Origin of the sequence: Streptomyces albipurpureus, from assembly GCF_023701525.1 — a bacterium.
Classification (GTDB): Bacteria; Actinomycetota; Actinomycetes; order Streptomycetales; family Streptomycetaceae; genus Streptomyces; species Streptomyces albipurpureus.
This window is the reverse complement of sequence record NZ_JAMQAW010000003.1, coordinates 102,321-114,388: the sequence shown is the minus strand read 5'-3', so window position 1 is coordinate 114,388 and position 12,068 is coordinate 102,321. Positions and strand designations below refer to the sequence as shown.

The 12,068-nt window shown below is 68.7% G+C and carries 12 protein-coding genes; 7 read left to right on the top strand and 5 right to left on the bottom strand.

The features are described from left to right. Window positions 1–469: 469 nt before the first annotated feature. From NBG84_RS03920 to NBG84_RS03910, 3 genes are all read left to right on the top strand, one after another. Window positions 470–961, top strand: coding sequence for a DUF2975 domain-containing protein (locus NBG84_RS03920; protein ID WP_250917829.1), 492 nt, complete (start codon window positions 470–472; stop codon window positions 959–961). Next, the gene (locus tag NBG84_RS03915; RefSeq protein WP_250917828.1) at window positions 961–1,182 is read left to right on the top strand and encodes a helix-turn-helix domain-containing protein; all 222 of its coding nucleotides are present in this window, start codon (window positions 961–963) and stop codon (window positions 1,180–1,182) included. The genes NBG84_RS03920 and NBG84_RS03915 overlap by 1 nt, the downstream gene beginning before the upstream one ends. A 423-nt stretch (window positions 1,183–1,605) precedes the next feature. Further along, the gene (locus NBG84_RS03910; protein ID WP_250917827.1) at window positions 1,606–2,931 is read left to right on the top strand and encodes an RICIN domain-containing protein; all 1,326 of its coding nucleotides are present in this window, start codon (window positions 1,606–1,608) and stop codon (window positions 2,929–2,931) included. Window positions 2,932–3,342: 411 nt separating this feature from the next. On the opposite strand, the gene NBG84_RS03905 is transcribed toward NBG84_RS03910, so the two are convergent. The 3 genes from NBG84_RS03905 to NBG84_RS03895 form a co-directional block, all read right to left on the bottom strand. After that, the gene (locus NBG84_RS03905) at window positions 3,343–3,489 is read right to left on the bottom strand and encodes a hypothetical protein (protein ID WP_250917826.1); all 147 of its coding nucleotides are present in this window, start codon (window positions 3,487–3,489) and stop codon (window positions 3,343–3,345) included. 271 nt (window positions 3,490–3,760) lie between these two features. Then, window positions 3,761–4,165: a nuclear transport factor 2 family protein gene (locus tag NBG84_RS03900; RefSeq protein WP_250917825.1), complete on the bottom strand. Its 405-nt coding sequence runs from the start codon at window positions 4,163–4,165 to the stop codon at window positions 3,761–3,763. Between the two features lie 89 nt (window positions 4,166–4,254). Then, complete coding sequence (locus NBG84_RS03895; protein WP_250917824.1) at window positions 4,255–5,235, bottom strand: aldo/keto reductase; 981 nt, start codon at window positions 5,233–5,235, stop codon at window positions 4,255–4,257. 203 nt (window positions 5,236–5,438) lie between these two features. Here NBG84_RS03895 and NBG84_RS03890 point away from each other — a divergent pair, with 203 nt between their 5' ends. Next, a complete protein-coding gene (locus tag NBG84_RS03890) occupies window positions 5,439–6,362 on the top strand; it encodes a helix-turn-helix transcriptional regulator (protein ID WP_250917823.1) in 924 nt (307 codons plus the stop codon). A gap of 331 nt (window positions 6,363–6,693) precedes the next feature. Further along, window positions 6,694–6,906 carry a hypothetical protein gene (locus NBG84_RS03885; protein WP_250917822.1) on the top strand — a complete coding sequence of 71 codons (213 nt, stop codon included), beginning with the start codon at window positions 6,694–6,696 and terminating at the stop codon, window positions 6,904–6,906. A gap of 259 nt (window positions 6,907–7,165) precedes the next feature. On the opposite strand, the gene NBG84_RS03880 is transcribed toward NBG84_RS03885, so the two are convergent. Together NBG84_RS03880 and NBG84_RS03875 are read right to left on the bottom strand one after the other, a co-directional pair. After that, window positions 7,166–7,507: a hypothetical protein gene (locus NBG84_RS03880; RefSeq protein WP_250917821.1), complete on the bottom strand. Its 342-nt coding sequence runs from the start codon at window positions 7,505–7,507 to the stop codon at window positions 7,166–7,168. Window positions 7,508–7,543: 36 nt separating this feature from the next. Next, window positions 7,544–8,368, bottom strand: coding sequence for a CAP domain-containing protein (locus tag NBG84_RS03875; RefSeq protein WP_250917820.1), 825 nt, complete (start codon window positions 8,366–8,368; stop codon window positions 7,544–7,546). Between the two features lie 1,978 nt (window positions 8,369–10,346). Between NBG84_RS03875 and NBG84_RS41000 the strand changes: the two genes are divergently transcribed. After that, window positions 10,347–11,639 (top strand): NAD(P)/FAD-dependent oxidoreductase, encoded by a 1,293-nt coding sequence (locus tag NBG84_RS41000; protein ID WP_250917819.1) that lies wholly within the window; start codon window positions 10,347–10,349, stop codon window positions 11,637–11,639. A gap of 14 nt (window positions 11,640–11,653) precedes the next feature. Then, window positions 11,654–12,007, top strand: coding sequence for a hypothetical protein (locus NBG84_RS03865; protein ID WP_250917818.1), 354 nt, complete (start codon window positions 11,654–11,656; stop codon window positions 12,005–12,007). Window positions 12,008–12,068: the final 61 nt, after the last annotated feature.

Below are 12,068 nucleotides of genomic sequence, written 5' to 3'. Positions count from 1 at the left end.
TAGATGAAATCGATTATGCAGCGGCCTCGAACCTTGCCCAAGGCTTTCCCTCATCGACCTGAGCAGGCCAAATGCAGAGTGAGGACGACTTGGACGAGACCGGCGATCAACTGACGCCCTCGCAATGCGTCCCCTTTTGACCGAGGACCCACCCCAGACGGGCCGCGAATTCCTCACCGAATCCCGCCTCCACCCGTTGGAGTCAGAAACCGACGAGACAGCCCAGCCCACCGAACTCACCGCACAGTCTCACAACGGGATCACCGAATGGCCAAGGCTTCGGCGTAGTCGTATGGCGTCCGATTCATGGCTCAGCGAGGTCGACTCGGCAAGGTCGAAACACTTCGCATCGCGTCCATGCCGCGGGAGCGGGCAGCGGCATCCCCCATGGCGCGAAACCGCCGCCCGCCCTTGCTCTACCTATCGAGATTCGATAGATTTCCATCGTAGCTCGATTGAAGGGTGGGTCATGGGAAAGCTGACAGTGCGCGCGCTGCGCGCCGTGCTCGTGGTGGTGCTCACCGGCACCGTGTTCGTACAGGCATTCATGGCGTGGGCGTTGGTCAGCGGCAGCGACCCGGAGGACGGGTCGCTCCCGCTGACCCCGCTGCGCGTGATCACGATCCTCGGCATCGGGACGGCCCAGGTTGCCCTGGTCTGCGTATGGCGACTGGTAACGATGGTGCGACACGGAACCGTGTTCTCCCACGCCGCCTTCCGGTACGTGGACATCATTGTCGGCGCGATCGTTGCGGCCGCTCTCGTGTGGTTCGCGGTCACGGCCCTGAACGCGCCCGACCAGCGGGACGACCCGGGCGTCACCCTCATCATGGGTGGGTTTGGTGTGGCCATCCTGGGAGTCGCGCTCATCGTGCTCGTGCTACGGATGCTGCTCGCCCAGGCCGTCGCCCGCGACGTCGAAGCGGCACAGATGCAGGCCGAGTTGGACGAGGTGATCTGATGCCGATCGCCGTCGACATCGACGTGATGCTGGCCAGGCGGAAGATGTCCGTGGGCGAACTCGCGGACCGCGTAGGGATCACGCCCGCCAACCTGGCGGTACTCAAGAACGGCCGCGCCAAGGCGGTGCGCTTTGCGACGCTCGCCGCGCTCTGCGAGGTGCTCAAGTGCCAGCCAGGCGACCTGCTTCGCTGGGAGGCCGAGGACACCGAGGGCGAATGAACCGTGCCTGCCGACGTGTCATCGCCGATCCCGCTTGCCTTTGACCAACTCCGCGAGCATCCCGCGGATATCCCGGGCCTGCCGGAACGTCTGGCCGAGGGTGCCCGACCCTCGCGATCCGCGCGGCGGGCGGCCAGGGCAGCGGCTGTGCGGGGTTCTGGAACGGTAGTGGTCTTCATGCGATGTCCTGCTCGGGGTCGTTGTCGGTTGTGTGCGTATCGCTGTACTCGCTCCGCTCCTCGTCAGCCGCGTCGGCGAGGTCGGCGGCGCGGCCAGGGCAAGCCGGTCTCCGGCCAGGCGTACCTCGAACTCGTCGGCGACTGGTCCCAGCCGGATCCGCCCTGATCCGGCAGGCCGCCGTACGCTGAACACGGGAAGTCCGAGGCCGGACATTCATCACGTCGAGCCCTTCTGGGAGAACTCATGAAATCCAGACGTACCAACCGGGAGCGGGTGTTACCCGGCGCGGCAACGGAACGTGCGGGCCGCCGCGGTGTCCTGCGCCGCCTGGGCGCCGTACTGGCGACCGCGCTGATGCTCAGCACCTTCCTGGTGGCAGGCGGCGGCACGGCGCACGCGGCGAATCCGGACACGCACCGGGTGGCCACATGGAACATGCAGGTCGGCAGCGACCGATGGCAAGGCGTGCGTGTCCTGGCACGGGACAACAGCGTAGTCGCGCTCCAGGAGGTGCCCAACACGCAGCCCGCCGGGTCCATTTACCTGGGGCGGATCAACGGCATCGACGAGTACCGGTGGGACGTCGGCCGCGGCGACTGGCGCTATCTGTACGTCCTCGGCATGGATTCGCGCAACGTCGGCATCGTCACCAGCTTCCGGCCGGAACGCGTCTTCCAGATCCGCGGCCAGTACCGCAACGCGCTCGGCGTGGTCAGGCAGGCGGACGACGTGCTCTTCGCCTCCCTGCACGCCGCATCGGGCAGCGGCTTCGACGTCCCCCAACTGCTGACCAACGCCGAGCGCGAAGCCGCGTACTACGGCGTCAGGAACTGGGCCGTGCTGGGCGACTACAACCGGGACCCCTCCACCCTGCCCCCGTTCCGCCTGCCGGTCGGCAGTTACGTGTACAACTCCGGGCTCGCCACCCACCAGGGGGGCAGCGAGCTGGACTACATGGTCTCCAACGTGCGCACGGACAACTGGCAGGCCACCCGCGGCATCAACCGGGGCAGCGACCACTGGCCCGTTCACTTCGGCTCGATGCGGGCCCAGGCCGAGCCGCGTGAACTGACCGTGCACGCGCAGAACAGCCGCCGTAACCTCGACGTCTTCAACGGCAACGACAGCGACGGCACGCACGTCGTCCAGTACCACGACAACGGCGCCGTCAACCAGAGGTGGCGTCTGGTGCCCAACGGCTACACCGCACCGGACGGCGACCCGCTCTACCGCATCGTCAGTTCCGACAGCGGCAAGTGCCTCGACGTCAACCGGGGCCAGGCCTCCACCCGGGGCGACTGGCTCAACATCTGGACGTGCCACGGCAGGGAGGGCCAGCCCGGCCCTGGCGGCCCCCAGCGCGACACCCAGAACTGGACCCTGGAGCACCCCGTCCCCACCCGGCCGAACCTGACCATGCTGCGCAACAACTCCACCGGCCTGTTCGCCAACATCAACCGGGGCGAGAACGGCGACGGCGCCTGGGTCGTCCAATGGCCCGACCAGATCGGTCCCGTACCGATCTCCAACGAAACCTTCTACCTCCACCCGACGGTCGCCGCCGACTGACCACCGCGCACCCGGCCGGCCCGGCTCCATGAACCGGGCCGGTCTCCCCCTGATCTGCGCACCCAAGTCCGCTGCCGCTCGGCCTACTTCGGCGTACGGTGCCCGAGAGCTGAGGGGGCGGGCATGGGCGGCGAGGGGCCGCTACCGGCGGATTCCGACGGACAGTCGACCGGGCGCGGCCACGACCTCGCGGTGATACGGGACCGCGTCGACAACGTACGAAAATCCGCAGGGCACTCCTGCTGTCCGGGGAAGCGGGCTTCGGCAAGGCGGTGCTGCCGGCATGCCGCATCCGCGCAGGCCGGGCGCGGACATACGGGTCGTGCGCGCCGTGGGTGTGGAGTTCGAGAGCACGGTCGGGTTCGCGGGCCTCCACCCGCTCCTGGACGAGCCTGGGCAGTTGCCCAGCCCCTACTGCACAGCGCTGAGCGTCGCGTTGGGACTGGACGACGGAGCACCGCCCGCACAGCTCCTGGTGTCGAACGCGGCACTGGCGCTGCTCGTCCGCGCCGCCGCGGAGCGCCCGGCCAGGGTGTCGGCGATGTGGGTGTCGCCCATGGCCAAGGCACCCGGGCCGGTCCGGGAAGGCTGCGGGCTCCCCGGCATGGCGTGCTGCGTAGCGGAACTCGCTTCTCTTCGGGAACGTGAAGGAAGGTGCATCGGAAGACGCGGCCCTGGCCCGCGTCTGACGCGTCCGGGGGTGTGCCGGGCTCCATCCAGGAGGCGGGCGGGGCCGTCGCTGTCTCACAGCCGAGGGAGGGAGCGGCGGTCCGCGGGCCCCGGCCGGGGTCGGGGAACACCGGAGGGACGACCGGAGAGTTCGCGTGCGCTAGACGATCTTGGGCTTGTCGACCAGGGTGCCGGCGTCGTGGTAAAAGAGCCGGTTCTCGACGATCTTGCCGTTCTTGACGGTGAATTGCTCGATGAACCGGGTCGGTTCTCCGGTCGCGAGGTCAGTGATGCCGACGCACGCGGCGACGCGGTCGCCGTCGGCGATGGTGTAGTGCACCGTGATCGAGGAGATGTCGAGGTAGCTCGGCAAGACCTCGGCGAGGGCGAGGAATTCGTCCTTTCCGTGGTATGCCTTCCCGAAGGGCAGGAACAGCGGTTCGATGACCGCGATGTCGTCGGACAGGTGGGAGAGGACTCCCTCGATGTCGCCCTTGTCCGCCGCAGCGAACATGGCATCGACGACCGCGCGGTTCCGCTCGGTCAGTGACGTGGCTGCGGACATGCCGCTCCTCCTGGGGCGAGGGCCTCTCGGGCGTCGAGAACCTCGGTGGGTTGGGTGTTCGGATTGCGGGACCCATATGGGTGCCGGGTTCAGCGGTCAATCGTGGACTCGTTGAAGTCGTCGTGCCGGGCGCCGGTGGCCGGCGTGAGGCTGTCAAGCCGCTGCAACTGGCCGGCGGTCAGGACGACGCCGTCGGCGGCGGTGTTCTCCTCGACGCGAGCGACGCGCCGGCTGCCGGGGATCGGGGCGATGTCCCCGCCCTGGGCCACCAGCCAGGCCAGCGCGACCTGGGCCGGGGTCGCACCGGCCTCGCCCGCAATGGCCCCTACCTCCTCCACGAGCCGCAGGTTCTGCTGGAAGGCCTCGCCGATGAACCGCGGATTGGTTTTGCGCCAGTCCCCCTCGGGGATCTCCTCCGGCGTGCGGATCTGGCCGGTCAGGAACCCGTGCCCGAGCGGCGCGTAGGGGACCAGGCCGATACCCAGCTCGCGCAGCAGAGGCAGCAGCTCGGTCTCGACGTCACGGGTCCACAGGGAGTACTCGGTCTGCAGTGCGGCGATCGGGTGCACGGCGTGGGCTCGACGGATCGTGTCCGGCGAGGCCTCGGACAGGCCGATGTGCAGGACCTTGCCTTCGGAAATCAGCTCGGCCACGGTGCCGATGGTGTCCTCTATGGGGGTGTTCTGGTCGACCCGGTGCTGGTAGTAGAGGTCGATCCGGTCGGTGCGCAGGCGCTTGAGGGAGCCCTCGACTGCGGTGCGGATGTTGGCCGGGCTGCTGTCGAACAGCGCTGATCCGTCCCCGCCGTGGGACAGGATGCCGAACTTCGTGGCGATGACGGCCTGGTCGCGCCGGCCTTCCAGCGCCTGCCCGACGATCTCCTCGCTGTGGAACGGGCCGTAGCTTTCCGCGGTGTCGATGTGGGTGACTCCGAGGTCGAGCGCACGGTGGATCGCGCGGACAGACTCGGCGTCGTCCAGGCCGCCGCCGGACAGGAGGGTGCCGGCCATCGACATGGTGCCCAGACCGATCCGGGAAACCCGCTGGCTCCCCAACATGGCGTGCTGCATCGCAGAACTCATTTCTCGTCGAGAGTGTCGAAGGAACGAGCATCGGAAAGAGGCAGCCGTCCCGCGTCCGCGGCATCCGGCGGCGCTCCCGATCTCGCCGGCACCCAGACAACACCGGTCCACCACACCCCCGACAGGCACGACGAAAAGGGGTACTCACAGGGCCCCCTTACGGCAGGTGGGCCGGGACTATCCTCGATGCCATGGACGAGAAGGAGTCCGCGCGGGCAGCGGTTCGCGAGTTCCTCACCACCCGCCGCGCCCGGATCGCGCCCACCGACGCGGGCCTTCCCGCGCAGAGCACCCGCCGCCGGGTCAAAGGCCTGCGCAGGGAAGAGGTCGCGCTGCTCGCCGGCGTCAGCCCCGAGTACTACGTCCGCCTCGAACGCGGCCAGGCCACCGGGCCCTCAGCCGGAGTCGTCGCCGCCGTCGCCGACGTCCTGCGTCTGGACGACGACGAACGCGCCCACCTGGGCCGGCTACTTGCCGCGCTGACCCCCGCGTCCCGCAAGCGGCGCCGCAGCGTACCGAAAGACTCCGTCAATCCCGGAATCCGGGTGCTCCTGGACTCCCTGGACCACCTACCCGCAGTGGTCTTCAACGGCCGGTTCGACATCCTCGCGGCCAACACACTCGGGCGCGCGCTCCTCGCACCCGTGTTCGATCTTCCCGGGCGGCCGAACAGCGCCCGCTTCCTGTTTCTCAACGAGTCCAGGGCCCGGGAGCTGTTCCCCGCGTGGGACCGGATCACCGCCGACACCGTGGCAACACTGCGCATCGAGGCGGGCCTCCACCCCGACGACCCCGACCTGACCGAGCTGATCGGGCAACTCGCCACCCGCAGCGCGGAGTTCCGGACGCGCTGGGCGACCAACGACGTGCGAACCGCGCGGGCCGGCAGCAAGACCTTCCGGCACCCGCTCATCGGCGAGATCACCTTGCCCTACGAGACGCTCCGCATCGACGCCGCCTCCAACCAGATCATCAGCGTCTACACCCCCCGGCCCGACACCCCCGAAGCCGACGCCCTCCGCCTCCTGGCCAGCTGGAATGCCGACAACCAACGTAACGACAACCCGACAGCAGCCCCACACAGCCGGAACCCCGAGAACGAACCTGATCTCTGAGCTTGTCTCTGTCGGGAATCTTGATCGCGCCGTGAGGCAGTGTGGTTCGAGTGGAGGTGAAAGACCGTCACCTCTGGCCTGCCGCAGCAGGTCAGCGTAGCTGAGGGCAGCCTGACCCGGGTGGTGCCGGGGAGGGCGGGAGCGGCCCTGGCAAAGCCGGAACGTACCAGTACTGGCAGATGGTGCGGGTTCGGCAAAGGAGACGAAGAGGAGTATGTGAGGAACCGGCGTTACCACGTCCTTCAACCCCGGCACCGGCTCGAACCTGGCGGATCTGGGCCGGGCGCGGTGCGTCTCGTCGCCCGAAGGGGCGGCGAGAACTTCCACGACCGTGTTCAAGAGGGTGCGTGGGTTTCTCTCCATCAGTAACGGCGCAAGACGCGGCTATCTCCGCACCTGGCAGGAGGGCAGCACGGCCGCGGCCGCCAACGCCTGGCGTCTCCCTGTCGGCCCCGAAGACCTGAGCTACCACAGCGGAACCGGCCAACTGCGGTCGCTCAATGAGTACGAGGGCAACCGGTATGTGTATGCGACGGCGCCGTAGTACTCCGGTGCCTGCGACGGAGAAGCAACCACAGCACACACTGAGTCATCACCGGTAAGACGTCGATTTCTTAAGAGCGCGCGCTGGGATCGCTGTTGACGGCGATCGGCTGGGCGGCCCTGACAGCAGGTCTCTCTTCTTAACCAGCCAGCCGATCGTTCGAGCGATCGTCCCAGTCCGCCCTCTGGGTGAGGAGTCGTTTCCGCTCGGACCCTGACTGCTTCACTCCACGACGGCCGCGTACGGCCGGTGGGCCTTCCTACCGAGTGCCGCCCCGCTGGAAGCGGGAGACCTCCACCACCCACCGCGCCACGGCTTCGAGGTCCCCTCGCGGGCGCGGCCCGCCGACGGCAGCCACTGTCCGGGGGTTCGCCGGATGCATGGTCGTGATCGACGCCCGTGACCAGCGCGCCGCGAGCGAAGGCGCGTCCCCGTCCCGGCTTCGGTACACCCGGACAAGCACGGCGGTCTGCTCCGTTGGCTCCAGGGCGGGCAGGCCCGGCGGTAGTTGGGCGCGGGCCAGCCGTGCCGAGGGCAACCTGCGGCTGGCCCGGGTGATCGTCTCCCGCAGCACGTTCGACCGATGGGCGGCGGGCAACATCAAACACGTGCCTCATCGAGCACGGAGATCAAAGGGCTACGGAGTGCCCATATCGACAGTCCAGTAGTGACTACCTGGCCCGCCCTGAAGGTGTGCCACTCCGGCCTGCGCGAGCCCGCAATCCAGGATGCGGTTTCGGTGTCCCCACTGGAAGGGCGCGTCGTCCTGCATCCAGAACCGGACCGCGTCGGCGGCCGTGGGGAACCCTGTGGCGACGATCTCAGCTCGTGATGAATGGTATCCGGCCATATCGATAGCCTCACCAGCATCCCCGACCAGTGCTCCGTCCGGATTCTTATGCATATTGGGATAGGTGTTTACCCAATCGATGGGTTGGGAGGCAAGGAAGCTGTTGTGTGCCTGTGCCGTTCCGTTCAACCACTTCGAGGGCTGGAACACATGGGGACAGGCGGTCATCTTCGCCAGAGTGGCGTCTCCGTTGGGTGGGTATCTATTCGGATGCGCCCGGGCGTCATTGATCAACCGGAAGAGTTCCGTCGCCTCCACGCTCATATCCGCGGGCCCCGCCAGCGCGCCTGCCGATGCCTGCCATGGGCCCGGATTCCACGTGTTTGGGATGACAGCTCCCGTCGCGGTGCCGCGCGGGACGCCGTCCGGCCCCACAGTGCCCGTGTGCACCGCCTTTCCTAGGCCGTGGTCCCAGGTGATGGTGAATTCGATTGCGCGGTCGGTGATGCGGCCGCTGGCACTTCCATACACACCGTCTACCCCGCCCATTGTGGCGACACACTTCGGCCCGATCGACGACCCGTTTGCGTTGATGGTGACCGTTTGACGCAGTAGGGGATCTCCGGGCGTAATGCGAAGGTACGGACCGACAACGATGTAGGACTCAGCCATGGCGCGACTCCTTTAACGGCGTGTTATCGGCGCAGCGATGCATCCCGATCTATGTGGTGTGACGTTTGGGGTCGCGACGATACGAGCCGTCGCGAGTAGGTGAAGCTGTACAAGGGCACGTGTTGCGGTAAGGGTCAGACAGTGATTCGACCAAGCAATAGGTCGAGCATTCCCATCGGCGGGTGGCCGCGCCCAGGACGCGTGCGGCGACCACGACCGCGTTCAAGACCAGGCGGATCGGGCGATGTCCACCTCCGAGCGCCGCTCCTAGGGCCACCTCAGCCACGGTTCCCTTCAGGACTGCCCAGGCCGAATTGTCCAGGGGCGGTGCAGGGGAAACGGAGTGGGGGTATCAGGCATGAAATTCTCCCCTCACGACGCAGTCGGCTGCGGAGGGAAGACTCCACAGCGCCGACCGCTGTCCGGGTGACGGAGTGAATTACACCAAGTGCAACACATTCCTCCGCCATCCGCTTGTTCTACGGGAACCATTTGCCCTCGGTTGCCGTTAGTTGCCTCGGTTGCCTTACCCCCGCACCCCGTACCCGCCCGGTTCTCCGTCGCGCAGACTGAGGGTTCGTATCCCGGGACGTCTTGGCGTGAGCGCGATTCTGGAAGGCCGGCACCCGCTCAACCAGGTTCCGGCCCTGCGGGGTTGGGCCAACGAGTACTGTCTGCGGCGCGTCGCCGCCAAGCACAGGGACCTCGGGTACGGGGCCATCGTGGTCCGCAAGGAAAGGATCAGCCGCTGGACCCGCCCGAAAGCCCGCAGACCGACCATCCCGACCCGGCTGGCGATGGCCGACGTCCTCGGGATCGACAGCCGCGTGGTCTACGCCAGGCCCTGGCCGCACTGGCTTCTACTCGCGCTGCCAGACGACACCACCATCGGGGAATCACCCTGGACACCGGCGGGAACAATCCCGGCAGGCCGCGGCAGACCTCGCCCTCGACGACCTGGACGGAGCCGTGGAAACCGCGCAACGGTCCGTCGACTTGATGGGCGGTGCCAGCTCCGCACGCGGCAGATCGGGACTGTGGCCGTAGCGCACTGACAGCCACGGGGTGGGCCGGTCGCTCCGTGCGAGACGTCACACGCTCGCCCGACAAGGCCCTCAGCGCTTCCGCCTGGTTGACACAGATCGGGAGGTGAACCGCAGATACGCGGGGGTCGTGCCAGTTCTGGGCCCCGGCGCGGATCAACAGGCGCATCGCCTCCTCGAAGCACTCCAGGCCACCCACCGTGATCCGGTAGTTGGGGCCGTCCTCCTCCGTGTGATCGCCGTTGCAGGCGGGTTCGCTGACTTGTGGGCGGTATGTTTCGAGCTGAGCGCCCTGGGTCGCCAACACGTACCCGGTCACACGACGCGCACAGCCAAGAACCGCACCCCTTACAGCGTTTCGCCGCGTAGTCGGCATCGTGCGTTCTCACTTCTTCGGGCAACTGCTCCTCGCACGGGCATCCTGCTAGCCGCGCCCGCCGTTCGGCTTCGGCTTCGGCTTCGGCTTCGGCTTCGGCTTCGGCGGCATGGCGTTGCCGTTCCGGTTCTCCTTCCGCCCAGATCCTCACCCGTTCCGCATGCACGAGGCCCCGCGCCCGAGTGCGGTTCTCACGCTCCTCTTCGCTGAGGTGGGTCCGGCAGGCAGCAACGGGTCTCGGCTCTCCCGGGATTGAGGGCCAGCCCGCCGGGCCTCGGACCAGCCGGGCCTCGGACGAGCGGGGTCCGCCGACGGGCGCCGCGATCCCGGGCGCGGTGCGCACGGCACCGCGGAGACCGCAGCCGACGCGGTGCGCCCTTCCGGACCTGTTCCGGCACCCGGAGCAGGACCGCCGGCAGCCGGGCGCCCGCTCCACGGCCCCCTCCGGCCCGCTCCGAGGCGTTCCGGCCGCCGGGACGCGCGGACCCCCGGCCCAGCGTCCGCTTCTAGTCTTGCGGCCTTCCGCCCATGGGAGAGCGGGAAGAGAGCGGAGGTACACGTGGACGGCACAGCGCGCCACCATGTCGTCGTCGGAGGCAGCGCGGCCGGGATCGCCGCCGCGCTGTCCATGCGGCAGCACGGATTCCAGGGGGAGGTGACGGTCGTGGAGGCCGGAGGTGAACTCCCGTACGAGCGGCCGCCGCTTTCCAAGGCCCTCACGGACGCGGATCCGGCCTTCGCACAGCCCATCGTCCCCGAGTCCGTCTACGCCGAGCAGCGCGTCGACCTCCGCCTGGGCACCCGGGTCCTGGCACTGGAGCCGGCGAGCCGGGCCGTGGTGCTGGACGACGGGCGGACGCTCCACGCCGACCGGGTGCTCCTGGCCACCGGGGTCGTCCCGCTCACCCTGCCGGTCCCCGGCGCGGGGCTCACCGGCGTCGTCACCCTGCGCGACGCGCGGGACGCCCGGGTCCTGGCGGCACGGCTGCGGCGCGGCGGTCCGCTGGTCGTCGTGGGCGGGGGCTTCATCGGGCTGGAGGTGGCCGCCGTCGCCCGCGAGGCCGGGCTGGACGTCACGGTTGCCGAACGGGGCGCGCTACCGCTGGAGGGCCCGCTCGGGACGGTGCTGGCACAACGGGTGACCGATCTGCACCGCGGGGCCGGGGTCCGGCTCCGTACGGGAGTCTCCGTCGCCGCGTTCACCGGTTCGGGAGAGGTCTCCGGGGTCCGGCTGACCACCGGCGAGGTGCTGGCCGCGGCGACCGTCGTGGTCGGGGTCGGGGTGCGTCCCGACACCTCCCTCGCCGAGCGCGCCGGCGTGCGCTGCGACCGGGGCGTCGTCGTCGACCAGTACTGCCGCACCAGCGTGCCGTGGATCCTCGCGGCCGGTGATGTGGCCAACCAGCCGCACCCCCTGCTGACCGCCCGGGGCCGTATCGAGCACTGGGACAACGCGCAGCGGCAGGGCGCGGTCGCCGGAGCCGTCATGGCGGGCGCGCCGCGCCCGCACACCGCGCTGCCGTACTTCTACTCCGAGCAGTACGGCATGACCCTCCAGATGTACGGGCGGCCCTGCCCCGACGACGAGTTCGTCCTGCGCCGGGACGACCCCGCGGCGGCGGACGGCGGCTTCCTCGGCTTCTGGACCCGCCGGAACACCCTGGTCGCCGCCGCCGGAATGAACCGCCCCGGGGACCTGCGCGCGGCGCGGGTACTCATCGAGCGCCGCGCAACCCGGCGTCGTCGACAGAACAACATCCAAGCCGCATTGATGCCCTCACCGCAGGTAGATCCTCGAACTGCTCGCGTTCCACGGGCATTTCGCACCGCAGCGTCGTCTGCACGGCCATGAGGTGATAGACCGGCATGAACATCCTCAGTGAATCTCTTCCGGAGCTCCTGGGCGCCGTGGGATCGGCCGGAGTCGTCGGTCTCATAGCCTGGTGCGTGCGCAATGGCCACCGCCGCAGGTTGTCAACGCCGGACGCACACGGAGCCACCGACCCCGCCGTGAGCTACCGGTCGATCCGGCGCTACACACTGCTCGGCACGTCAGACGTCGACAGCGGACCGATTCAGGTGGCCAGCACCCGCCAAGCGGGCACGATCATGGTCTGGCAGATCGGAGCCAGGAATGAGCGGTTCGAGCTGACCAACGTGTATCTCGATGACGGTACCTTCGCAGCCGAGCCGGTCGAGCGATACGAAGACAACCGCTAGCCGCCCGCACCCGCGATCAGACGCCGCGGCCACGTCACAGCAGCCGGTGGCACGCCGCGCC